Below are 21767 nucleotides of genomic sequence, written 5' to 3' on the forward strand. Positions count from 1 at the left end.
CACCATGCCCGATCAGCCGGACGGCGCCTCCGCGCCGTCCCCCTCCACCGTGGCCGTCGTCGGCCTGGGCGGCACCGGACTGGCCCTGGCGCGCCGGCTGGCCGGCGCGGGCCTCACCGTCGTCGGCATCGACGACGACCCGGCGGCCCTGGTCCGCGCCGGGCAGCTGAGCCCGCCGGAGCGCCCCCGCACCCTGACCCGTTTCCCGGCCGGGGTCGCCGACGCCGACCTGGTCGTCGAGGCCGTACCGGAACCGGCGGCGCTGAAGCGGCCGGTGCTGGCCAGGCTGCGCCGGCACCTGAGGCCCGGTACGCCGGTGCTCACCACCGCGCTGACCACGCCCCTGACCGAACTCGACGAGGCCGCGGGCCCCGACCTGTTCGCGCTGCGCTTCCTGCGCGCCGACCACCTGGACGCGGTGGAGGTCGCCCGCGCTCCGGGCGCCTCGGACGCCGCGGCGGAGCGGGTGGCACGGATCCTGGCGGCGGCCGGCGTCACGGCGCACCAGGTCGTCGACCGTCCCGGCTCGCTCGCCCCCGGCCTGCTGCTGGGCCTGCTGAACCGGGCCGCGTGGATGGTCCACGACGGGTACGCGGGCGTCGAGGACGTCGACACCGCGGTACGGCTCGGCTGCGGCTGGCAGGAGGGTCCGCTCGCCGTCCTGGACGCGATCGGCCTGGACACCGCCCGCGACCTGCTCTCCCGGCTGGCCGAGTCCGGGTCCGGGCACCCGGCGCCGGCACCGGTCCTCGACGAGCTGATCGCCCGGGGCGCGCTCGGCCGCAAGACGGGCGAGGGGTTCCACCGCTACGGCGGGACCGACGGCGCGCGCCGTCCGGCCGAGCCGACCGCGCCGCCCGGCCGCCGGGTGGTGGTCGTGGGCTCCGGGACGATGGCCACCGGCATGGCGGAGTGCTTCGTGCGCGGCGGTTTCGACACCACGCTGCTGGCCAGGACCGAGGAGAGGGCGCGGGCGGCCGCCGAGCGCGTGGAGTTCGCGCTGAGCCGCGCGGGCGCGCACGAGGAGGGGCGGCGGGCCGGCTTCACGGCGACCGCGGACCGCTCGGTGCTGCGCGCGGTGGACATCGTCGTCGAGGCCGTGGTCGAGGATCTGGCGGTCAAGCGGCGGCTCTTCGCCGAGCTGGGCGCGGTCTGCGCGCCGCGCACCCTGCTGGCCACGTCCACCTCCAGCCTGCCGGTCGCCGCGTGCACCGAACCGGCGGGCCGTCCGGCGGACGTGCTGGGCCTGCACTTCTTCAACCCGGCGCCGATGATGCGCCTGGTGGAGCTGGTCGCGGCGCAGGGCACCAGCGAGCACAACCTGGCCCGTGCCCGCGCTGTGGCCGAACAGCTCGGCAAGCAGACCGTGGAGTGCGGCGACCGGGCCGGCTTCGTCGTCAACGCGCTGCTCTTCCCGTACCTGAACCAGGCCCTGGAGCTGCTGGACGCGGACCAGACGACGACCGCGGCGCTGGACGCGACCGCCCGTGCGGTGGGCGGCCAGCCGCTCGGTCCGGTACGGCTGCTCGACACGGTCGGCGCCGACGTGGCGCTGGAGGTGCAGCGCCGGCTCCAGGCCGACCCGCGCTGCCGGGCCCCCGAGCCGGCCCCGCTGCTGGAGCGGCTGGTGGCCGCGGGACATCTGGGCCGCAAGACACCCGGCAAGGGCACCCGCACCTATCTGGCCTCCGCCGCCGCGCCGGTCCCCGCGTCCGTCTGATCCCGCCGGGCCGCGGCCCCGCCCGTCCTCCCTCAGGCGGGGCCGCGGCCCGGCTTCCTCCTCCCACCCGCATGGAAGGCCGTACCTCATGTCCGCTGTCCCCGGCGCATCGAACGCCCCCGTCGAGATCGCCTTCTTCGACGTCGACGAGACGCTGATCACCGTCAAGAGCATGTTCCGCTTCCTGGAGTTCCACTACCGCGAGCGCGGGCTGCCGCCGTCCGCCTACCAGGAGGCCGCGGAGACCCTGCGGCGCAGGTCGGCGGCGGGCGTCTCACGGCTGGTGACCAACCGCGAGTACTACCGGCTGTACGCGGACCGGCCGCGCGAGGAGCTGTTCGCGCACGGCCGTGCCTGGTTCGACGCGGAACTCGCCACCGGCACGCTGCTGCACCAGCCGGTGGTGTCCGCGCTGCGCAGGCACCGGGAACAGGGTGCGCTGACGGTGCTGGTGTCGGGCTCGTTCCGGCCGTGTCTGGAGCCGGTCGCGGAGCTGCTGGGCGCCGACGAGATCCTGTGCAGCGAGCCGGGGTACGCCCACGGGTACTGCACGGGTGTGGTGGAACACCCGGTCATCGGTGTGGAGAAGGGCCGGCTCGCGCGCATGCTGATGCGGCGGCGCGCGGTGTCCCCGTCGCGCGCCGCCGCGTATGCCGATCACGCCTCCGACCTCGACCTGCTGCGCTCGGTGGAGCGTCCCGTCGCCGTCGGCGACGACATGGTGCTCGGCGCCCATGTCGCCCGGGTGGGCGGCGGGACACTGCCGGGCGTCGGCCGGGCCGTGGACGTCAGCCGGTCGGTTCCTTCGCGACCGACACCAGCGCGGTGAAGCAGAGCAGATCCCCCTGGTGCATCGTCACCAGGAAGCGGGCGCGGCCGAGCTGGTCGTCGGGGAGCAGCTGGGCGTCCACCCGGCAGGGGGAGTCGAGTTCGACGTAGCGGTGGAAGACGGTCTCCATCGCCTCGGCGACACCGACCCGCGGGTGGCGCAGGGTGCGCACGGCCTGCTTGGCGGCTTCGAGCAGGAGGATGCCCGGGGCGTGGTCGCTGGGGTGGTCGAAGTACATCGGGTGGTGGGTGTCGATCCGCAGCAGCCAGCGGTCCGCCGCGTCGGTGGGGGAGAGCACGACGTCCTGGAACTCCTCGCCGGCGCCGGAGACCGGCGGCGGCAGCGGGCGGCTGCGGGCCAGCTCCAGCATGCGGTGGGCGTCGCGCCGGTCGCCGCGCAGCCGGTCGTAGATGGCGGGCGGCTGGATGGTGAACCGGGTGTGGGCGGTGGCCAGTTGACCGCCGTCACGGAGCACGGTGATGTCCAGGGACAGGGCCGAGACCCGGCCGCGGCGGCGGACCACGTCGTGGCAGCGGATGTGCAGATCGGGCCGGCCGCCGATGCCGCCCGCGCGCAGTGCCGCGAGGTCGAGCGCGTAGCGGTACTCGCTCCAGAGCAGCCGGTGGTCGAAGGGCACGTCGTAACCGGCGTGCGACAGCAGCGGGAACGTCTGCCGGATCGTCTCGGTGAGCAGGACGGCGCTGTCCTCGGTCCGGTCCCCGTCGGTCAGGAGACCGCCGGTGTCCGTCCAGTCGGCCGCGACCAGGAACTCGTCCTGGGACAGCCGTGTGAGGCCCGAGAGCAGTACCTGCCCGGCGTCGTGCTTGTGGACGAGGCCCTTCGTGACCCGGACCGGTCTCGAAACGGCGGCCGTCACCGACTCGTTCATGTGGAATCCCCCTGTTTTCCGCATTGGCGTGCGCTGCCTCCCGCCGGGTGGCGGGGGAGCGCCATGGCCAGTAACATAGAGGACGTTCTTTTTCTTGTCGAGACCGGGATGCACCCATGGCACGAGCGAACACGAATCGCGCACTCAAGCAGGAGCGCGCGATTCAGACCCGAGAACAGCTCCTTAAGGCGGCGGCGGAGGTCTTCGACGAGTACGGCTACGCGGGAGCCGGGATCAACAAGATCCTGCAGCGCGCGGGCGTGACGGCGGGAGCCCTGTACTTCCACTTCAAGGACAAGCAGAGCCTCGCGATCGAGGTGATGAACGCGCAGCGCAGCACCATCGAGCCCCATGTGCCCACCACCGGGCTGCAGCGCCTGGTGGACATCACCCTCATCTGGTCGCACTCGCTGCAGGCCGACCCGCTGCTGCGGGCCGGCGTCCGGCTCACCGGCGAGCAGGCCGCCATCGGCCTGCGGGACGCCACGCCGTACACGGTCTGGGCGCGCACCTTCGAGGAGTGCCTCGGGACGGCGCGCGCCCAGGGCGAGTTGCGGGAGCACGTGCCGACCGGGGAGCTGGCCGAGTTCGTCGTCGGCGCCTGCACCGGCATGCAGGAGTACGCGCAGGTCGTCTCCGGCCGCGCCGACCTGCCCCGCCGCACCGTGAACATGTGGCGCCTGCTGCTGCCGGGCGTCGCCACCGAGACGGCTCTCGACGGGATCGAGAACAGCGAGGAGCGCGCTCTGTCCCTGTGGACGTCCGTCAGCGCGCCCGATCAAGGGGAGGGAACCCGAGCATGACCGACCGACTCCGCACGCTCAGCCTCGCGGCCGTCAACATCGACGGCGTCCTGCTCAACGACACCTTCAGCCCGCTCATCCACCGCTTCGTCACCCGGCGCGGCGGCGTCTACTCCGCCGACGTCGAGCGCAGCGTCTTCTCGCAGCGGCAGGCCGACGCGGGCCGCGCCATGGCGGCCGCGGTGCCGCAGGAGCTGACCGGCGAGGAGGCGCTGGCCGCCTACTTCGAGGAGCGCGCCGCCTACCTCGCCGACCACCCCGTAGAGGTCACCGAGGGAGCCGGGGCCCTCCTCGGCCGGCTGCGCGCCGCCGGGCTGGACGTGGTCTGCTACGGCGGCCTGGCCAAGTCCCACTTCGACGAGCATCTCGGCGGGTACGCCGACCTGTTCACCCCTCCCCACTACCTCTGCACCAACGACGTCCGCCCCGGACTGCGGGAGATCGCCGCGCACTTCGGGCTGGAGTGCCGCCAGGTGCTCTTCATCGACGACGTGGCCCGGGTCGCCGAGGCGGCGCGGGCGCTCGGGGCGCCGTTCATCGGCCGGCCCAGCCGGTTCGAGCACAGCCACCAGGCCGAGCTGATGCGGCAGGCCGGGGCACGTCACCTGGTGGACCGACTGGACGAGATCGACGACGCGCTGCTGCGCACGGTGGCGCGGGAGGCCGCGGCCGGCACGGCGTGGGCGGGCGCAGGCGAACCGGTGCCGACGGCGGTGTAGGGACGCGGGACCGGCCCGGTCCCGGGCCGGCCGGGCGGCGGCGCGAGGCCTCACACGGCCAGCGTGCCGCCGTCCACCGGGACGGTGGCGCCGGTCACGAAGGACGACGCGCCGCTGCACAGCCACAGCGCCGCCTGCGCCACCTCGACGGGCGCCGCGAACCTCTTCTGGACGGCACGCGCGAAGAACGCCTGCTCCACGCCCGGCATCTGCTCGACCACCGACTCCATCATCTCGGTGAGCGTGCTGCCCACGGCCAGGGCGTTCACCCGGATGCCCCGGTCCCCGTACGAGGCCGCCGCGGCCTTGGTGAGACCGATCACCGCGTGCTTGGCGGCCACGTAGGGCGCGCCCACGCCGGTGGCGATGAGGCCGGCCACGCTCGCCGTGTTGACGATCGCGCCGCCGCCGGTGCCGAGCATGGCGCGGATCTGGTGGCGCATGCAGTTCCACACGCCCCGCACGTTGACGTCCATGACGGCGTCGTAGTCGCTGTCCGGCATCTCGTGCAGATCGGTGCCGAGCGTGGCGTGGCCGGCGTTGTTGAAGGCGGCGTCCAGACGGCCGAAGCGGTCCACCGCTGTCTCCACGACCCGTGCGACCTCCTCGCCGTGGCGCACGTCCGCGGTGACGCAGGCCGCCCGGCCGCCCTTGGCCTCGATCTCCTCGGCCACCGCGGCGAGCTGCTCCCGGCGGCGGGCCGTGAGCACGACGGCCGCGCCGTGCTCGGCGAAGAGCCGTGCCGCCGCCGCGCCGATGCCCGACGACGCTCCGGTGATCATGACTACCCGGTCCCGCATGACGCACGCCTGTTCGATCATGAAGCCCAGTCAAACAGGCGTCCGGCGAACCGGTCAGCCGGATGGGACAGCCGTTACCGGCCAACCTGCCAAGAACGTTCCGAGCTGCTCGTTCTCCGGATCTCTTGGTAATTTCTTGACCTATGGTGGTGCTGTCGCGGGCCGTCCGCGGCGCACGGGGGGCGGGAGGAGGGGTGCGCGCGGATGGCGCGACAGGAGAGGGCCGAGCAGACCAGGCGGCGGATCGTCGAGGCGGCCGCCGCCGAATTCGCCGAGCACGGCTACGACGGCACCTCCCTGCACCGGATCGTCAGATCCGCGGGTGTCACCATGGGCGCGCTGACCTTCCACTTCCCCAGCAAGTCGGGCCTGGCGGACGCCGTCCAGGAGGCCGGCACCACGGCCACCCGTGAGGTGATGCGCCACTCCGTGCCCGTGCCGGGCCTGCGGGGCGTGCTCGACGAGGTGCTGACGCTCGCCGACGCCCTGCGCACCACGCACTGCATCCGCGCCGCCGCCCGGCTCACCCGTGAGGGCCACGCCGCCGGCCACGGCTGGTACGGCACCTGGGTCCCCGGTCTGCGCGAGGCGCTGGAGCGGGCCTGGCGCGAGGAACGCCTCGACGGCGCACTGACCCCGCTGGCGGCGGCCTCGCTGCTCTCCCACGTCCTGCTCGGGGTCGAGGCCGCGGTCACCGCCCCGCAGGCGCTGCGCGGCATCACCGGCGACGGACCCGAGGAGGGCCTGGCCCAGGCGCTGAAGGCGCTGGGCACCCTGCTCGCCTCCGCGTCCGCCGCCGCTCCCGGCGACGGCTGACGGTCTCCGCGCGTTCCCCGGACGAGCCGTCTCCCGCCCGGTTCTGCTCACTGAACGCACCGTTCCGCACACATGGCGTACGTCCGCTCCGGGCGCCCTCCGCGCCTGCGGGGGAATTTCCGCGCCCGGCGCGCGCCCGTGGGCGCCGCCCCCGTCCCAGCTCAGCGACGCCGGCCCCGGCTCCGGGCGGTCCCGCTCGCCGCCGCGGGGCCGCGGTCGACCCTGGAAACATAGAGAATGTTCTGTATATTTGAGCCGGACCGGGGGAGAGGAGTCCGTCATGCATCCGGCCACCGAGCACGACCCGCCGGCCCAGCGGCTCTTCGCCCACCTGCCGCGGGCCGACCAACGGCGATGGGCCGGCGTCTACCTGAAGGGGCTGCTGGCCACCCAGGGCAAGAAGTCGCTGCGCCGCATCGCGGCCTCGGTGACGCCGTCCCCGACGGCACCCCAGTCCCTGCAGCAGTTCGTCAACGACAGCGCCTGGCCCTGGCGTCCGGTCCGCTCCGAACTCGCCCGCTGGGTCGCCGGGCACACCGCCGCACACGCCTGGACGCTCTCCCCCGTGGTCATCCCGAAGCGGGGCGAGCTGGCCGCCGGCGTCCACCGGCGCTTCGTGCCCGCCCTGGGACGCACCGTCAACTGCCAGCTCGCGGTGGGGGCGTTCCTCTCCGGCGACCTGGGCGACGTCTCCGTGGACTGGCGGCTGTACCTGCCCCGGCGCTGGACCGAGGACGCCGCGCTGCGGCACCGCGCCCGCATCCCCGAGGTCACCGGACACGCCACCGCGGCCGAGCTGTGCCTCGCCCTCGCCGACCAACTCGCCCGGACCACACCCCGGATGCCGCCCGTGGTCGTGCGCACCGACGGCCACATCGACGCCGTGGCCGTGCTGGAGGGCCTCGGGGCGCGCGGCCTGGACTGGATCGTGGCCGTCCCCGGCACCCTTCCGCTGACCCCCGCCCCGGCGGCCGACCCCCACCCGGACGGCGCGGCCCTCCGCGCCGTCCCGGCGGCCGACCTGCTGCGCCGCCGCGCCCGGCCGTCCGCCGCCACCGCCGGCCCCGGGCGGCCCCGGCTGGGCACCCTGCGGGTGCTGCCGCCGGCCGGCACCGGGTCCGTGCTGCTGGTCGGCGTCTGGACCACCGCACGCGCCCAGCCCGACCGGGTCTGGCTGACCAACCTGTCACCGGCCTGGTGCGACCGGGCCCTCGCGGTCATCGGCTCCCCCACGGCCGCCCGGGTCGGCGTCACGGAGGCCGAACTGGGCCTGCACGACTTCGCCGGCCGCTCCTACCCGGGCTGGCACCGCCACGCCACGCTGGTCTCCATCGCCTCGGCGCACCGCAGGCTCGGGCACGAGGTGTGCCTGGCCCCGGGCGGCGGCTGACCGCCGTACGCAGGCCGGCGACCGCAGGCCGGCGGCCCTTCCCCCCGCACAGCACCACGGGAGCACCGCACCGCGCAGGGCTCCCGCCGACCGTTCGCCCGTACCCCGCCCACCGGGCGGAGACGCCCAACCTTGAGGAGGGGCTGTGGAGTTCCGTGTCCTCGGACCGATCGACATCCGCGTGCAGGGGCGTGACATCACCCCCAGGGCGCCCAAGCAGCGGCAGGTGCTCGCCCTGCTCATGGCGAAGGCCAACCACCGGGTGTCCGTGCCGGCGCTGCTGAGCGAGGTGTGGGACGGCGAGCCGCCGCGTACCGCCACCACCGCGCTGCAGACGTACATCGGGGCGATACGCAAGGCCCTGGCCGCCGCCACCGGCACCAGCGCCCGCGAGATCGCCGACCACCGGCTCGTCACCGACGGCAACGGCTACGTGCTGCGCCTCGGGCCCGACGAATGGGACCGGCCGCACTTCGAGCGGCTGGTCCTGGAGGCCCGCGGCCTGCTGGACAAGGGCGAGGCGTACGCCGCCGCCGAGGTGCTCGGCAAGGCGCTCGCCGTGTGGCGCGGAGCCCCCTTCGGCAACGTCCGGCACGGCAGCGGACTCACCGTGCAGGCCAGAGTGCTGAACGAGGCGCACCTCGCGGCCTGCGAGGCACGGCTCGACGCGCTCCTGCTGAGCCGGCGCTTCCAGGAGGCCGTCGGCGAGGCCGTCGCCCTGGTCGCCGAGCACCCGTACCACGAGAACCTGCACGCCCGGCTGATGCGGGCGCTCTACGCCTCGGGACGCCGGGCCACGGCGCTGGAGGTCTACCAGTCCCTGCACCGCCGTATGACCGACGACCTCGGCATCCCGCCGTCGCCCGCCACCACCACCCTGCACCACGTGATGCTCCAGGACAGCCCCGACCAGCGCTACCTCACCGCCGCGGGCGCGGGCGCCCTGCACTGAGCCGCCGCGCCCCCGGCGGTGCCGCGCCGCTCCGGCGACGGCCTCAGGCGCCCGGGGCCCCGTCCGTCCACAGACTCTCCACGGCCCGCGCGGGCCCGCCCACCGCGCGCACCCGCTCCATCGCCACCTGGACGAACGCCCGCAGCCGGGCCGTCTCGTGGCCGGTGGGCCACACGAACGCGTAGTCGATGCCCGGGGCGTCGGTGAGCGGCCTGAAGACCAGGCCCGGACGGCTGTAGTAGTGCGCGCCGGCCGCCGCGACCGGTGTCACGCCCTTGCCCGCGAGGACCAGCGAGAGCGCGTCCTCCCAGTGCGTCATGGCCTGCCCGTGCGGGATGGGGCGCCCCGACGGCGTCTGCCGCGGGAAATGGTGGTCCAGCCAGTGCGCCGGCACGTTCCCGGCCACCGTCAGCAAGGTCGCTTCCGCCAAGTCCTCCACGCTCACCGACGCACGGCGCGCGAACGGGTGCGTGGACGACATCAGCAGCACCCTCGGCTGCGACACCAGCACCGGACCCAGGGTCAGATCGGGTTCGGCCACCGGCGGTTCGGTGACCTGGAGTTCGACGTCCCCGGCGCGCAGCGGACCGTAGGGGTCCGAGATCTGCACCTGCCGTATCCGCACGTCCACGTCCGGATAGCGGCGCCCGAACACCTCGGCGACACTGTGCAGCAGATGGCCCGTGAAGGCCCCGGAGAAGCCGATCCGCAGCGAGCCGGTGATGCCCCGCCCGGCCGCCATCGCCCTGGCGACGGCCTCCTCCAGCGCCCGCCACGCGGGTGCGAGATCGTCCCTGAGCTGCTCCCCGATGGGCGTGAGGGTGACCTGACGGCTCGTGCGGTCGAACAGCTTCGCGCCGACCCGGCGCTCCACCCGCGCGATGGTCTGGCTGACCCGGCTCTGCGAGACGCCCACGCGCTCCGCCGTCCGCCCGAAGTGCAGCTCTTCCGCGAGAGTCAGGAAAATCTCGATCTCCTGGCGTTCCATGACCGGTTGTCCCGCGCCCCTCACTTCCGCGACCTCGAACGATGAGTCCAGCGGATCGATCGTTGCACAGAACGTCCTTGTTGCGCAGGTCCCCCGATTCGAAGCTGGACAGGCCAGCGAGATCATAAGGAAGGACCGCTCATGGCCGTCACCGAATCCTCTCCCCCCGCCGACACCACGCACGAGGCCACCGCACCTCCCGGCGCCGCCGGCGTCTTCGGGACCCGCGAATGGCTGGTGCTGATCACCCTGTGCTGCGCCACCTTCATGTGCGGCCTGGACTTCTCCATCGTCACCGTCGCCCTGCCCGACATCGGCAACGCCCTCGGCTTCTCCTCGGCCGGGACCCTGCAGTGGGTGGCCACCGCCAGCCTGCTGCCGTCGGCGAGCCTGCTGCCCCTGTTCGCCCGGGTCGCCGACCTGATCGGCCGCAAGCGGCTGTTCACCCTCGGCGTCAGCGTCTTCACCCTGTTCTCGCTGGGCGCCGCCCTCGCGAACAGCCCCGGCGTGCTGATCGCCACCCGCATCGGCCAGGGCACCGCCGCCGCGATGATCGCCCCGTCCGCCATCGCCCTGATGACCGGCTACTTCCAGGAGGGTCCGAAGCGCGCCCGCGCCCTGGGCCTCAACGGCGCCGTCATGTCGCTGGGATTCGTGCTCGGCGCGCTCGGCGGCGGTGTGATCACCAACGGCTTCAGCTGGCGCTGGACCATGGTCGCGCTCTGCGTGATGGGCGCGCTGGCGCTGGCCGGAGCGCTGGCCCTGCCGGCGATCGACGAGTCCCGCGCCGCCCACCGGATGGACATCCCCGGCGCGATCCTGGCCACCCTCGGCCTGTTCGGACTGGTCTACGGCATCTCCACCGGCGGTGACCAGGGCTGGACCCGTGCGGCCGCGCTCGGCCCGATCCTCGGCGGCCTGGTGCTGCTGGGCGCGTTCCTGCTGGTCGAGCGGCGCCACCCGGAGCCGCTGGTGCCGCTGTCGGTGCTGAACCGGCCGACCGTGAAGTGGTCGGGACTGTTCGGCGTCATCACCTTCGGCATGTGCGCGGGGACGACCGTGCTGCTGAGCCTGTACATGCAGGACGTGCTGGGCTTCACCGCGCTCCAGGCCGGTCTGAGCTACCTCGGCGAGGGCCTGGCCGCCACGCTCGGCGGCATGTACGTCGCCCGGCTGCTCGGCCGGTTCGGCGGCGTCAAGGTGCTGGCCGCGGGCCTGCTCATCCAGGGTGTCGGCACGGCCGCGATGTTCGCCCTGCCGGTCCACGTCAACCTGGCCGCGCTGCTCGTCACCTCGTCCGTCATGGGGCTCGGCCACGTCTTCAGCGTCGTCTCGTTCATCACCGTGATGACCACCGGCGTCACCGAGCAGGACCAGGGCGTCGTCGGCGGGCTGTCGCAGCTGCCGCAGTACGTGGCCGCGATCGGCGTCTCGGGCCTGAGCGCGATCGCCGCCGCCCGCACCAACGCCCTCGCGTCGGGCGCCGTTCCGTCCCGCGCCGACATCCTGGGCGGACTGCACGCGGGCATGGTCACGGCCGGTGCCGTCGCTCTCGCCGGTGCCCTGCTCGTCGGCTTCGTGCTGCGCAAGCGGACCGCTGCCTAGGCCGTCCCGTGCCGGGCCCGTACCGCTGCCCGCCGGAACCGTCCGTGTACCCGGCTCGGCCGCCCGCCGTCACCCGGCGGACGGCCGGGCCGTCCCCGTTCCCCCGTCGCGCCGGGCACCGCCGCCCACGAGGAGACCAGCCGTGACCGACAGCCGACTGCGCAGGCCGTCCGCCGTGCGTACGCTGCGCGTGGGGGAGATGAAGGTCAGCTACGTGCCCGACGGCGCGATGCTGCTGAAGCCGGCCGGCACGCCGCCCGCGGCCGTCGACCGCCACTGGGACCGGTACGGCGCCCACCTCAACGACACCCGCCGGCTCGTCGCCAACACCGGCGGCCTGCTCGTCGAGCACGGCGGGCGGGCGCTGCTGATCGACGCCGGGTTCGGCCCGCGCGCGGTGCCGGAGGACCCGGGCCACCCCGACCGCGGCGCGGTGCACGGCGGCTCGCTGCCCGGCAACCTGGCCCTGCTGGGACGGGCGCCCACGGACATCGGGACGGTGGCCTTCACCTGCCTCCACCCCGACCGCGTCGGCTGGGCCCGCGTCGACCCGCCGCTGTTCACCTCGGCCGGCTTCGTCATCCCCAAGGCCGAGTGGGACCACCGCGATCCCGCGGCGGCGGCCCTCGAGTCCCGGTCCCGGCCGGTGCTCGCCGGCGACGAGGTCTTCCCCGGCGTCCACGCCATGGCGCTGCCCGGACACACCGGCTACGTCATCGCCTCCCGCGGCACGCGCCTGCTCGCCTTCGGGGACGCCCTGGTCTCCCCGCTCCAGATACGGCACCCCGAGTGGTCCGCGATCTCCGAGGCCGACCCCGCCGGAGCGGAACTGCGCCGCCGCGAGCTGATCGCCGAACTCCTGCGCCCGGACACCCTCGGCTTCGGCATCCGCTTCGCGGACGTGGTCTTCGGCCGGGTGCTCCCGGACGGCCCGGACGCCACCTGGCACCCGCTGTGAACCCGGTGCGCGGCGTCGCCCGCACGGCGGACGGGAATGGTCAGACAGGCCCTAGGAGTAGCTCCAGTCCATCTCGCTCTGCTCGACCGGTTCCCTGATCACCACCAGGCGCTGGGCGTCCTCGTCCCAGATGCTGACCGCGCCGGTCTCGTCGTCGACGTAGGTCACCTGCCCGATGCGGTCGACCTGCCGGGTGTAGCCGGCGAAGTCGGGGTACTGCGCGGTTCCGGTGGACGTCCCCACGTCCGCGATCGCGTAGGTGCGGGCGGCGCTCGGTGCGGTCAGGGTCCTGGAGAAGCCGCTCTGCGGAGCGCCGCCGTCCGTTCCGGACATCGGCACGTCGTCGTCGTACACCGGCCCGGACGCCCGGCCGTCCGGCACGTTGGCGGCCTCGACCGTGTTGACGAGACGGGTCAGCGAACGCTCCGCCATGTGCAGCATCCGTGCCATCGACGACACGGTGTACTCGTTGCTGAGCCCGGCCACCGTCTGCGCCAGGGCGTCGGGCATGGTCCGCGGCTCGATGTGCGACTTCTCCTTGCCCTTGTCCCTGCGGCGCCACTCGGAGTAGAAGTGTTCGTCGCCCGCCATCACCGACTTGATCCTGGCCCAGCCGGAGGAGTCCTTGTTCATGGACTTGCGGGTGGGCTTGGACGACTTCTTCTTGCTCGGATCCGACTTCTTCTCGGCGTACTTGCCCTTGTCCGGCCTGCGGGTGACGGGCGCTCCGGCCTCCCGGCCGTCGCGGGCCTCGTGGCCGGTCCGGTCCTTCACGTACCGGTAGAGAGCGGACTTGATGCCCTCCATGGTCCGCTCGCTGTCGACCTCGCTGATGATCTCCGCCAGCTCCGGACGGCTCGCCCGCGCCGTCTCCTCCCAGTACTTGAAGAGGGTCTTCTTGGCCTCCGGCGATCCATTGAGCCAGGTGTCCTGGATGCGCCGCCGGGCGGCGGGGTCGGTGATGATGCGGTCGGCGCGCAGCCTCGACTTGATCTGGTCCGATCCCTGGCCGACCCGGGCGGCCCCGGCCTCCGTGCCGGCGATGTCCTGCTTGCGCGTGAAGGAGGAGAAGACCGGCTCCCCGTTCTCGTCCGTGTCCCTCTCGATGTCGCTGAGGGACGGGGTCCGGTAGTTGCGGCGTGCGGCGAGCCCTGCGTTCACGACGCTCTCCGGACCGTTGTTCTCGTAGGCGTCCTCGGGCGGCTGCATCCGTGACAGGGCGGGCGTGGCCGGCATCTGCGACGCCAGCTCCAGCATGTAGCGCTTGAAATCCGGGTCGTTGACGACGTGAGCCTGGTGCCGGTACAGGTTCTCGAGCGATTCCCAGTAGTAGAAGCCGGGGTTCGGGTCGAAGTCGAGGTTCCCGAACCCCTTCTTGCGCCGGTAGTACTCGAGGGCCGCGGTGCAGCAGAGGCAGCCCCGGTAGCGGCCCATGATGGCGTGCTGGCCCCGGACCTCCTTGGGATTGATCCCGGACCGGTGCAGCGCCAGCAGCAGCTTCTGCTCGGCGTGCAGCAGCCCCTTCTCCTCCTTGAAGGTGAGCAGGAAGATCGAGCCCTCGAACTTCTCGTGGGTGAGCAGCGTGTGCAGCTGCGGATTGCTGACGTCCACCAGCGCCACGGGCTTGCCGTAACGCTTGCGCAGTGCCTCGGCCGTGGCGTCGTCCTCACCACCACGCCGGTCCGCCATGACCGCCTGGGTCTTGAGGTCGGCCCGGTTCACCCGGTCCGAGTACTCCCGCGCGTCCGGTCCCGCCATCCCCCGTTCCCGGCCGGCCGTGCTCTGGTGCGTCGACACCAGGTCGGCGTAGCCGTCGCTGCCGCCGTCGGTCGTGAACTCCTTGAGCGCGTCCATCGACTCGTTGTAGTTCGAGGCGAAGAGCAGCCGGTTGTTGATCAGCATGCCCTGGACCTCGCGCTCCCTGTCGTCCCGGGCGCCCTGCTCCTCCTGCACCCCCGCGACGGCGTCGTACACCAGGAACGCCTGGTGGGACAGGGTCTGCGAGGTCGCGTCGTCCTCCATGGAACGCGCGTACCGGCGCCGGACCTGGTCGGGGCCCTGGCCGTGCCGTCCGCCGCCGTAGGCCTTCTTCCACTTCTCCTTGACGGCCTCGTCGATCTCCTTCGCCGTCTGCCGGGGCGTCTTCTTCTTGTCGTCCTTGCCCATGCGCTGTACGGGAGCCGAACCCGGACCGAGCAGCCGTGCGACGGCGTGGTTGCCCGCCGTGCCCTGCAAGGAGCGCATCCGGGCCAGGGCGTCCCCGCCGGCCGACCGCTGGACCGCCCCGGCCGGTGCGGCCCCGTGGCCGCCCGCGCCCGCCGACGGCGCCGTGCGGGCACCCGCCGCGAAGGCCGCGCCGTCGGCCGCCGCCGTCCGTTCGGAGTCCTGCCCGGGGTCGGTCACGCTGAGACCGGCGCCGTTGTCGGCGCCGGTCTCCCGGACGCCCCTCAGGTTCTTGTCGACGTGGCCCAGTTCGTGGCCCATGACCTCCTTGTCGCCGGCCACGCCCGGCCCGAGGAAGACGTGCGCCCCCACCGTCATCGCCTGCGCGCCCAGCGCCTCGGTGGCCCGCTGCGCCACGTGGTCGTCGTGGATGCGGGCGCTGGAGAAGTCGTTCCGGTAGAAGGAGTCCGCCTCGGCGCGCAGGGCACCGGACAGCGGCCGGCTCGGCGAGGAGAGGGCGGACGCCAGCAGCGCGCTCTGGGCGGCGGGGTCCACGCCCTCGGCGCCGTCGTGACCGCAGCCGGAGCCGTGGACGTGCCGCTCCGGCCCGGCGTCACGGGCCACGACACCGGGATCCGCCAGCCGCTGGAGCGAGGTCAGCTCCGCGGAGGTCAGCGGGCGGGGTGCGGGCGGGACCGGGGTGGAGGCCTTCTGCCGGGCGCCGAGCGCGTCCCCTTCCGACTGCTCCGACCGCGACCGCATCCGTGTTCTCCTCCGCGTGGCTGGGGGACCATGTCCCGTTCATCCATGCACGCGTGCCACGGCGGCGCAAGGGACCGCCGTACCTGATCCGGGGCAGAGACCGCTGCCCTCGTGGACCCCCGGACGGTGCCGTCCGCGGCGGCGGCGCGGTCCGATCGGTCCGCGCGCGGAAGGGCTCCCGCGCCCGCGACGCCCGGCACGGCCGGCAGCCGTCCGGCTCCCGGAGGTGTCCGGCCGGGAGGGGAGACCGCCGTGACCGTGCCGCGGGCGCGCCCTACTTGCTGACGGCGAACCGCATCAGGGCGAGCTCGTCCCCCTGCTTGATCTTTCCCGTCGTGTTGATCACCTCCAGCTTCCAGGCGCCGCCGACCCGCATCGCCTTGGCGACGGCGCAGCCGTTGTCCTGGGTGAGCAGGCTCGGCCAGATGTCGGCGACCTGCTGGGAGCTGCCGCCGGTCGCGTCGTACACCTTGAAGCTGATGTTGCGCGCCTTCTGGAAGGAACTGCCCTTCTTGTAGGCGGCGGCTATGAACACGATCGACGTGATGTTGGGCGGGATCCGGCCGAACTCGACGGTCACCGTCTCGTCGTCGCCGTCCCCGCGCCCGGTCTGGTTGTCGCCGCTGTGGACCAGCGAACCGTTGCCCATGGGGTCGAGCGAGTCGAGCCCCGCGAGGCGCACCGGGTCACCGCCCTGCATGGCGACGGCGATCAGGTCGAGGTCGGTGCCGGTCTTGCGGCGGATCTTGCCCAGCACTCCGCCGGTGCTGCCGGCCGTGGGGTCCCAGGAGACCCCGAGGGACAGGTGGGTCACCCCGTCCAGGTCCGCGGGACCGTCTTCCTTGGTGAGCGTGATCATGCGTGGCGCATCCTTGTCTCGGAGGGACTACAACACGCAGAGTGTGCCCGCCGCCCTCGCGGTTCCGCGTGAGGGGGCCGCCCATCGTGCGCGTCCCGGCACGGTCGCCGCGTACGGTGGGGGGATGGCGCCGCCTCTTCCGGGACCGCTGGCCCACCTCGCTCCGCTGCTCGGCCACTACGGGTACTGGGCCGTCGGCGCCGTCGTCCTCGTGGAGGACTTCGGCGTGCCCGCGCCGGGGGAGACGATCCTGATCGCCGCCGGGGTGTACGCGGGGGCGGGACGGCTGGACATTGTCGCCGTCGCGGCCATCGCGTTCGTGGCGGCCGTCGTCGGGGACAACATCGGCTATCTGATCGGCCACACCGGCGGGCGGGCCTTCGTGCACCGCTGGGGCCGCTACGTGTTCCTGACGCCCGAGCGCTTCCGCGCCGCCGAGGACTTCTTCGTCCGGCACGGCGGCAAGGTCGTCACCGTCGCCCGGTTCGTCGAGGGGCTGCGGCAGGTGAACGGCATCATCGCGGGCACCAGCGGCATGCCCTGGCTCCGCTTCCTCGCCTTCAACGCGCTCGGCGCCGCGCTGTGGGTCGGCCTGTGGACGAGCCTGTCCTATCTCGCGGGCACCCACATCACCGCGATCTACGACGAGATCCGCCGCTACCAGCTGTACGCGCTCATCGCTCTCGGCGTCCTGGCCGCGGCCCTCGTTCTGCGGCGGCTGCTGCGCCACCGCCGCCGCGACCGGCAGCAGGGCTGACCCGGCCCCCGGACGACCCCATGGATCACGCCCTGTCCCGGACGTGGGGGGGGGGGGGGGGCGGGGGGGCGCCCCCCCCCCCCCCCGGGGGGGGGGGGCGCCCCCCCCCCAACCCCACCCCGCCCCCCCCCCCCCCCCTGTTACCCCCCCGGGCCCGGGCGGGGGGGGGGGCCGGCCCGGCCCCGCCCGCCCCCTCCGCAGGGCTGTACGGGATCAGATCACCATCGGTACCAGCGTCCCCGGCCGCCTCCGGCATTGGTGGAACGCATCACGAAACCGAGCAGCCACAGCACGAGCACGGCTATGGCCACCCACCACAGCACCTTGACGGCGAAGCCGACGCCGAAAAGGATCAGGGCGAGAAGCAGAACAAGAAGCAAGGGAACCATGTTTATCGACCTCCTGGCCCTCCGAGTGCCCCGCCATTTCACCGTCACTCCCGATCAGTGCCTGGTTTGTGAAGGGAAAGTGTGGGCATAGGCCTTCTTCCCTGGCAGCGGGCGGCCCTTTCCGCGGACGGCCCTTCGCAATTGTCCGCCGGAAATCCGTTCTGTCCCGTCCCCTCATGAATGCGGCGACCCCGGGTACGCGACAGGAAGAACGACGGCGACAGCCTGTGACGAAACGACAAGGACGACCCACGGGAAGTGTTCTATGGTCACCCCGCTGAAGAATCGGGCATCGGACGAACAGGAACCCGCGGCGCCCCTGCGGTACAGCACCGCGTGGGACACGAGGGCCGCGTCGGTCGCCGACGCCCGCGCGGCCGTGCGCGCGCTGCTGGACCGGGCCGGTCACCATCCCGGCGATCGGCCGAACCAGGATGCCCAGCTCATCGTCAGTGAACTGGTCACCAACGCCCTGCGCCACGCGCCCGGCCCCGGCGGCCTGGCCCTGGAGGTGGCACCGGACACCGGCCTGCTGCGCATCGTCGTGCGCGACAGTTCCCCGCAGCCGCCCGTACTGCCCGAGCGGGACGCCCGCCGGGTCGGCGGACACGGGCTGCACCTGGTGATCCGGCTGTGCGGCAGGCTGCAGACCGTCGTGCACGACACCGGTAAACAGGTGGTCGCGCACTTCCGTCTGCGTCCGCCCGCCGCACCCGAGCACGGGAGCCGCTAGGCCTGGTCCGACGCATCCCGCCCGCCGCGCTCGGGGCGACGACGGGACGGGAAGGGTCGTGAAGGGCCGTGAAGGGTCGGACGGGCCCGGGGCCCGGCGGCCGTCAGGTGGTGAGCATGCCCTCGCGCAGGCGGGTCAGGGTGCGGGACAGCAGCCGGGAGACGTGCATCTGGGAGATGCCCAGGCGCTCGCCGATCTGGGCCTGGGTGAGTTCCTCCACGAACCGCATGTGGATGATCTGCCGGTCCCGCTCTTCGAGCTCGGCGACCAGCGGCGCCAGGGTGTGGAAGTCCTCGACCAGCTCCAGCGCCGTGTCCTCGGTGCCGATGAAGTCCTGCAGCGCGCTCTCGCCGTCCTCGCTGCCGCCGATCGCGGCGTCCAGGGAGGCGGAGTTGTAGCCGTTGGCGGCCAGCCGGGCCTCGCGGACCTCGTCCTCGGGCAGGCTCATCAGTTCCGAGAGTTCCTTGACCGTGGGAGTGCGGTCGAGGCGGCTGCGGAGTTCCTCGGTGGCACGGGCGAGCTGGACGCGCGCCTCCTGGAGCCGGCGCGGGACGTGCACGGCCCAGGTGGTGTCACGGAAGAAGCGCTTGATCTCGCCGACGATGTACGGCACCGCGAAGGAGGTGAACTCGACCTCGCGGGTGAGCTCGAAGCGGTCGATCGCCTTGATCAGGCCGATCATGCCGACCTGGACGATGTCCTCCATCTCCTCCGCGCCGCGGCTGCGGAAGCGGCCGGCCGCGAAGCGCACCAGGGACATGTTCATCTCGATCAGCGTGTTGCGGGCGCAGCTGTACTCGGGCGTGCCCTCCTCCAGGACCGCCAGCCGGTCGAAGAACAGCTTCGACAACTCCCGCGCGTCCTTGGGTGCGACCTTGGACGGGTCCGCGATCTCGGGAACGTCCGTCCTCTGCCCGGCGGTCTGAACGGTCGTCGTCGGCATGCTGAGCCCTCCCAGTCGGTCACCCATGTCGTGTCCTCGCCGGATCGTCGCCCGGCACGCACGCGTCTACCCCGGTCGTCGTCAGGCATTCCTCATTTTATTGTCATGGGTCGGCGGGGGTCGGTGTCCGGGGTGCCGGGATGGCCCTGTCCTTCGGGGGCACCCGGTAGGACATGGCTACTGGATCGGTAACGGCAGGCGGACAGGACCGAGTTCGACGGGCGGCGAACAGCAGGGCGGTCGAGGTGGCCGCCCGCGCGGGCTTCGTCGCCCGCGGGATCATCTACGTGCTGATCGGGGTGCTCTCCTTGCGGATCGCCTTCTCCGGCGGAGGCGAGCAGGCCGACCGGGGCGGCGCGATCGCGGAGATCGCCCAGAAGCCCTTCGGCACCGTGCTGTTGTGGCTGCTCGGCATCGCGCTGGCCGGGATGGCGCTGTGGCGGCTGTCCGAGGCCGCCTTCGGGCAGGCGGGCCCCGACGGGGGCAAGGCGACCAAGCGGGCCATGGCGGCGGGCCGGTGCGTCTTCTACGGATTCGTCGCCTACTCCGTGCTCTCCTTCGCGGCCGGGGACAAGGGCAGCGGCAGCGGGAGTTCCGACAAGAACTCCCAGGACGTGACGGCGAAGGCGCTGGACTGGCCCGGCGGGCAGTGGATCGTCGGCATCGCGGGTGCCGCGGTGACCGCCGCCGGCCTCTGGATCGCCGCCCGCGCCCTGATGCGCAAGTTCGAGAAGCACCTCAAGATGCAGGAGATGTCGGCGCGGATGCGCAAGGCCGTCGCCTTCTTCGGTGTCTTCGGCGGTACGGCCCGGGGCATCGTGTTCGCCACCGCGGGCGGCTTCGCCATCGCCGCCGCCGTCCAGCACCAGCCGGGCAAGGCCAAGGGGATGGACAACACCCTACGCACGTTCGCCGCCACCCCGGCGGGCCCGTGGCTGCTGGCGCTGATCGCCGTCGGCCTGATGGCCTTCGGGGTGTTCTCCTGGGCCAACGCCCGCTGGCGCAAGGTCTGACGGCCGGCGCGACGGGGCCCACGAGCCACGACGGACGGCACACCGCGGCCCGCGGCCGGTCACCCGACCGGTGCGCGGGCCGCAGTCGGTCACCGGGCTGGTGCGCCGGCCCCGGCCTCTTACCGGGCCGGTGTGTGGGCCGCAGTCGGTCACCCGACCGGTGGGCGGGCTGCGGCCAGTTACCGGGCCGGTGTGTGGGCTGCGGGCGGTCTCCCGACCGGTGTGCGGGCCCTGGCCTCCGGACCGGTGTGTGGGCCGCAGTCGGTCACCGGGGCGGTGTGTGGGCCGCGGTCGGTCACCGGGCCGGTGCGCGGGCCCCGGCCGGTCACCCGACCGGTGTGCGGGCCCTGCCCTCTTACCGGGCCGGTGTGTGGGCCGCGGTCGGTCACCGGGCCGGTGCGCGGGCCCCGGCCGGTCACCGGGCCGGGGCGCGGGCCGCGACGTCGACCGGATCCAGGCGGCGCACCCGGGGCCGGCCGCGCCGCAGCAGGGGCCGCTCCAGCAGGGTGTACGAGGCGAGGGCCACGACGAGCGTCGCCGCCAGGCCCGCCGGGAGCAGCAGGCCGTCCGGTACGCCGAGGTCGTGGAGGAGCCGGATGACGGGGTAGTGCCACAGGTACATCCCGTAGCTGAGGTTGCGCCCGATCCACGCCGGCCCGGACAGCGACAGCAGGCGGGAGAGCGGGGAGCGCGGGCACAGCTGCAGGGCGGCCACCACGCAGGCCGACAGCACGGCGGCGGCCAGGAATCCGGCCGTGTACCAGAGGGGGCTCCAGCCACTGGTCTCGGTGATCGGGATCCGCCAGGCGATCAGCGCCAGCAGCACGGCCGCAGGCGGCCAGAGCCGTCCCGCCCACCGGCGCAGCCGCTCCCGGCGGGGATCGTCCTCGCGCAGCCGGGCCAGTACGAGGGCCAGCAGGGCGCCGACCAGGAGCTGGTCGGCGCGGGTGTCGGGCCCGTTGTAGATGCGGTGCACCGCGGCCGGGTCCCACAGGACCGTCCGCCACACCACCGGCAACAGGCACAGCGCCGCGACCGCGCCCAGCACCGTGCGCGGAGCCGAGCGCCGCAGCAGCGCGAGCAGCAGCAGCGGCCAGGCGAGGTAGAACTGCTCCTCCACGCCCAGGGACCAGGTGTGGCCGAGCGGCGCGGTGGGGTCCGCGGGGGCCGCGAAGTCCCCGGCCCGCACCAGGTTGACCACCGAACCCGCCGCGAGCAGCGCCGCCAGCCAGGTCCCGTGGAACAGCGGCAGGGGAAGGGCCAGCGACAGCAGCGCGGTCACCACGCACATCACCAGCAGGGCCGGCATCAGCCGCAGCCACCGCCGCCGGTAGAACGGCCACAGGCCGATCCCGCCGGTACGGGCGTACTCGGCGACCAGCAGCCGGGTGATGACGAAGCCGCTGATCGTGAAGAACACGTCCACGCCCACCGCGCCGCCGGGCACCAGGTCCGGCCGCACGTGGTAGACGATCACCAGCAGCACCGCGACGGTGCGCAGCCCGTCCAGCCCCGTCACCCGCCCGCCACCGCCGAGCGCCGGTGCGAAACCCCGGCCGCCGCCCGCGCCCCGGTCCGCGGCCGCGGGCACGTCGGCCGGCGCCTCGCGCGCCCCGGATCCGAGCCGGGTGGTCTCGTCCGCGGTGCCGCGCTGGAGGGTGCTCATGATGAGCGGCGTC

The 21767-nt window shown here is 73.4% G+C and carries 20 protein-coding genes; 12 read left to right on the forward strand and 8 right to left on the reverse strand.

All coding sequences use genetic code 11. The annotated features are described in order from the left end of the window. The first annotated feature begins 4 nt into the window (after positions 1–4). Positions 5–1720, forward strand: coding sequence for a 3-hydroxyacyl-CoA dehydrogenase family protein (locus ACIRQ9_RS02655; RefSeq protein WP_404166300.1), 1716 nt, complete (start codon positions 5–7; stop codon positions 1718–1720). A gap of 88 nt (positions 1721–1808) precedes the next feature. Then, positions 1809–2549: an HAD family hydrolase gene (locus ACIRQ9_RS02660; protein WP_404166302.1), complete on the forward strand. Its 741-nt coding sequence runs from the start codon at positions 1809–1811 to the stop codon at positions 2547–2549. Here ACIRQ9_RS02660 and ACIRQ9_RS02665 read toward each other — a convergent pair. Further along, positions 2509–3438: a ScbA/BarX family gamma-butyrolactone biosynthesis protein gene (locus tag ACIRQ9_RS02665; RefSeq protein WP_404166304.1), complete on the reverse strand. Its 930-nt coding sequence runs from the start codon at positions 3436–3438 to the stop codon at positions 2509–2511. The genes ACIRQ9_RS02660 and ACIRQ9_RS02665 overlap by 41 nt on opposite strands. Positions 3439–3554: 116 nt before the next feature. Here ACIRQ9_RS02665 and ACIRQ9_RS02670 point away from each other — a divergent pair, with 116 nt between their 5' ends. Beyond that, positions 3555–4241 carry a ScbR family autoregulator-binding transcription factor gene (locus tag ACIRQ9_RS02670; RefSeq protein ID WP_404166306.1) on the forward strand — a complete coding sequence of 229 codons (687 nt, stop codon included), beginning with the start codon at positions 3555–3557 and terminating at the stop codon, positions 4239–4241. Further along, on the forward strand, positions 4238–4960 hold the full coding sequence (locus ACIRQ9_RS02675) for an HAD family hydrolase (RefSeq protein ID WP_404166308.1): 723 nt from the start codon (positions 4238–4240) through the stop codon (positions 4958–4960). The genes ACIRQ9_RS02670 and ACIRQ9_RS02675 overlap by 4 nt, the downstream gene beginning before the upstream one ends. 50 nt (positions 4961–5010) lie before the next feature. Here the strand turns inward: ACIRQ9_RS02675 and ACIRQ9_RS02680 are convergent, their stop codons facing one another. Next, positions 5011–5781 (reverse strand): SDR family NAD(P)-dependent oxidoreductase, encoded by a 771-nt coding sequence (locus ACIRQ9_RS02680; RefSeq protein WP_404166311.1) that lies wholly within the window; start codon positions 5779–5781, stop codon positions 5011–5013. Between the two features lie 183 nt (positions 5782–5964). Here ACIRQ9_RS02680 and ACIRQ9_RS02685 point away from each other — a divergent pair, with 183 nt between their 5' ends. From ACIRQ9_RS02685 to ACIRQ9_RS02695, 3 genes are all read left to right on the forward strand, one after another. Continuing rightward, positions 5965–6576 (forward strand): TetR family transcriptional regulator, encoded by a 612-nt coding sequence (locus ACIRQ9_RS02685; RefSeq protein WP_404166313.1) that lies wholly within the window; start codon positions 5965–5967, stop codon positions 6574–6576. A 280-nt stretch (positions 6577–6856) separates the two neighbouring features. Then, on the forward strand, positions 6857–7966 hold the full coding sequence (locus ACIRQ9_RS02690) for an IS701 family transposase (protein ID WP_404166315.1): 1110 nt from the start codon (positions 6857–6859) through the stop codon (positions 7964–7966). Positions 7967–8111: 145 nt separating this feature from the next. After that, positions 8112–8918, forward strand: coding sequence for a BTAD domain-containing putative transcriptional regulator (locus ACIRQ9_RS02695; RefSeq protein WP_404166317.1), 807 nt, complete (start codon positions 8112–8114; stop codon positions 8916–8918). Between the two features lie 43 nt (positions 8919–8961). Here the strand turns inward: ACIRQ9_RS02695 and ACIRQ9_RS02700 are convergent, their stop codons facing one another. Continuing rightward, positions 8962–9906 carry a LysR family transcriptional regulator gene (locus ACIRQ9_RS02700; RefSeq protein WP_404166319.1) on the reverse strand — a complete coding sequence of 315 codons (945 nt, stop codon included), beginning with the start codon at positions 9904–9906 and terminating at the stop codon, positions 8962–8964. 141 nt (positions 9907–10047) lie between these two features. On the opposite strand from ACIRQ9_RS02700, the gene ACIRQ9_RS02705 reads away from it, so the two are divergent. Continuing rightward, on the forward strand, positions 10048–11511 hold the full coding sequence (locus tag ACIRQ9_RS02705; protein WP_404166321.1) for an MFS transporter: 1464 nt from the start codon (positions 10048–10050) through the stop codon (positions 11509–11511). Positions 11512–11653: 142 nt separating this feature from the next. Continuing rightward, positions 11654–12469, forward strand: a complete 816-nt coding sequence (locus tag ACIRQ9_RS02710) for an MBL fold metallo-hydrolase (protein WP_404166323.1) — start codon at positions 11654–11656, stop codon at positions 12467–12469. Positions 12470–12520: 51 nt separating this feature from the next. Here the strand turns inward: ACIRQ9_RS02710 and ACIRQ9_RS02715 are convergent, their stop codons facing one another. Both ACIRQ9_RS02715 and ACIRQ9_RS02720 read right to left on the reverse strand, forming a co-directional pair. Then, positions 12521–15394 (reverse strand): DUF4157 domain-containing protein, encoded by a 2874-nt coding sequence (locus ACIRQ9_RS02715; protein WP_404166325.1) that lies wholly within the window; start codon positions 15392–15394, stop codon positions 12521–12523. 274 nt (positions 15395–15668) lie between these two features. Further along, complete coding sequence (locus tag ACIRQ9_RS02720) at positions 15669–16253, reverse strand: TerD family protein (protein WP_404166327.1); 585 nt, start codon at positions 16251–16253, stop codon at positions 15669–15671. A 124-nt stretch (positions 16254–16377) separates the two neighbouring features. Between ACIRQ9_RS02720 and ACIRQ9_RS02725 the strand changes: the two genes are divergently transcribed. Continuing rightward, positions 16378–17010 carry a DedA family protein gene (locus ACIRQ9_RS02725; RefSeq protein WP_404166329.1) on the forward strand — a complete coding sequence of 211 codons (633 nt, stop codon included), beginning with the start codon at positions 16378–16380 and terminating at the stop codon, positions 17008–17010. 218 nt (positions 17011–17228) lie between these two features. Here ACIRQ9_RS02725 and ACIRQ9_RS02730 read toward each other — a convergent pair whose 3' ends face one another. Beyond that, positions 17229–17399, reverse strand: a complete 171-nt coding sequence (locus tag ACIRQ9_RS02730; RefSeq protein ID WP_362640162.1) for a hydrophobic protein — start codon at positions 17397–17399, stop codon at positions 17229–17231. 265 nt (positions 17400–17664) lie between these two features. Here ACIRQ9_RS02730 and ACIRQ9_RS02735 point away from each other — a divergent pair, with 265 nt between their 5' ends. After that, positions 17665–18132, forward strand: a complete 468-nt coding sequence (locus ACIRQ9_RS02735; protein ID WP_404166332.1) for an ATP-binding protein — start codon at positions 17665–17667, stop codon at positions 18130–18132. Between the two features lie 103 nt (positions 18133–18235). Here the strand turns inward: ACIRQ9_RS02735 and ACIRQ9_RS02740 are convergent, their stop codons facing one another. Further along, positions 18236–19075 (reverse strand): RNA polymerase sigma factor SigF, encoded by an 840-nt coding sequence (locus ACIRQ9_RS02740; RefSeq protein ID WP_404166334.1) that lies wholly within the window; start codon positions 19073–19075, stop codon positions 18236–18238. A gap of 173 nt (positions 19076–19248) precedes the next feature. Here ACIRQ9_RS02740 and ACIRQ9_RS02745 point away from each other — a divergent pair, with 173 nt between their 5' ends. Next, entirely contained in the window at positions 19249–20088 is an 840-nt protein-coding gene (locus ACIRQ9_RS02745; RefSeq protein WP_404166336.1) for a DUF1206 domain-containing protein, read from the forward strand. 415 nt (positions 20089–20503) lie between these two features. Here the strand turns inward: ACIRQ9_RS02745 and ACIRQ9_RS02750 are convergent, their stop codons facing one another. Then, positions 20504–21754 (reverse strand): acyltransferase family protein, encoded by a 1251-nt coding sequence (locus ACIRQ9_RS02750; RefSeq protein WP_404166338.1) that lies wholly within the window; start codon positions 21752–21754, stop codon positions 20504–20506. Positions 21755–21767 lie beyond the last annotated feature (13 nt).

The sequence above is a fragment of the Streptomyces sp. NPDC101237 genome, from assembly GCF_044767465.1.
In the GTDB taxonomy this organism is placed as follows: Bacteria; Actinomycetota; Actinomycetes; order Streptomycetales; family Streptomycetaceae; genus Streptomyces; species Streptomyces gramineus.

What these genes read in the sequence shown, in the direction of transcription:
- ACIRQ9_RS02675 (WP_404166308.1), top strand. Translation starts at nt 4,238, where the DNA reads ATGACCGACCGACTCCGCACGCTCAGCCTCGCGGCCGTCAACATCGAC.
- ACIRQ9_RS02690 (WP_404166315.1), top strand. Translation starts at nt 6,857, where the DNA reads ATGCATCCGGCCACCGAGCACGACCCGCCGGCCCAGCGGCTCTTCGCC.
- ACIRQ9_RS02715 (WP_404166325.1), bottom strand. Translation starts at nt 15,394, where the DNA reads ATGCGGTCGCGGTCGGAGCAGTCGGAAGGGGACGCGCTCGGCGCCCGG.
- ACIRQ9_RS02745 (WP_404166336.1), top strand. Translation starts at nt 19,249, where the DNA reads ATGGCTACTGGATCGGTAACGGCAGGCGGACAGGACCGAGTTCGACGG.
- ACIRQ9_RS02720 (WP_404166327.1), bottom strand. Translation starts at nt 16,253, where the DNA reads ATGATCACGCTCACCAAGGAAGACGGTCCCGCGGACCTGGACGGGGTG.
- ACIRQ9_RS02665 (WP_404166304.1), bottom strand. Translation starts at nt 3,438, where the DNA reads ATGAACGAGTCGGTGACGGCCGCCGTTTCGAGACCGGTCCGGGTCACG.
- ACIRQ9_RS02730 (WP_362640162.1), bottom strand. Translation starts at nt 17,399, where the DNA reads ATGGTTCCCTTGCTTCTTGTTCTGCTTCTCGCCCTGATCCTTTTCGGC.
- ACIRQ9_RS02670 (WP_404166306.1), top strand. Translation starts at nt 3,555, where the DNA reads ATGGCACGAGCGAACACGAATCGCGCACTCAAGCAGGAGCGCGCGATT.
- ACIRQ9_RS02750 (WP_404166338.1), bottom strand. Translation starts at nt 21,754, where the DNA reads ATGAGCACCCTCCAGCGCGGCACCGCGGACGAGACCACCCGGCTCGGA.
- ACIRQ9_RS02725 (WP_404166329.1), top strand. Translation starts at nt 16,378, where the DNA reads ATGGCGCCGCCTCTTCCGGGACCGCTGGCCCACCTCGCTCCGCTGCTC.
- ACIRQ9_RS02660 (WP_404166302.1), top strand. Translation starts at nt 1,809, where the DNA reads ATGTCCGCTGTCCCCGGCGCATCGAACGCCCCCGTCGAGATCGCCTTC.
- ACIRQ9_RS02735 (WP_404166332.1), top strand. Translation starts at nt 17,665, where the DNA reads ATGGTCACCCCGCTGAAGAATCGGGCATCGGACGAACAGGAACCCGCG.
- ACIRQ9_RS02680 (WP_404166311.1), bottom strand. Translation starts at nt 5,781, where the DNA reads ATGATCGAACAGGCGTGCGTCATGCGGGACCGGGTAGTCATGATCACC.
- ACIRQ9_RS02705 (WP_404166321.1), top strand. Translation starts at nt 10,048, where the DNA reads ATGGCCGTCACCGAATCCTCTCCCCCCGCCGACACCACGCACGAGGCC.
- ACIRQ9_RS02700 (WP_404166319.1), bottom strand. Translation starts at nt 9,906, where the DNA reads ATGGAACGCCAGGAGATCGAGATTTTCCTGACTCTCGCGGAAGAGCTG.
- ACIRQ9_RS02655 (WP_404166300.1), top strand. Translation starts at nt 5, where the DNA reads ATGCCCGATCAGCCGGACGGCGCCTCCGCGCCGTCCCCCTCCACCGTG.
- ACIRQ9_RS02685 (WP_404166313.1), top strand. Translation starts at nt 5,965, where the DNA reads ATGGCGCGACAGGAGAGGGCCGAGCAGACCAGGCGGCGGATCGTCGAG.
- ACIRQ9_RS02740 (WP_404166334.1), bottom strand. Translation starts at nt 19,075, where the DNA reads ATGCCGACGACGACCGTTCAGACCGCCGGGCAGAGGACGGACGTTCCC.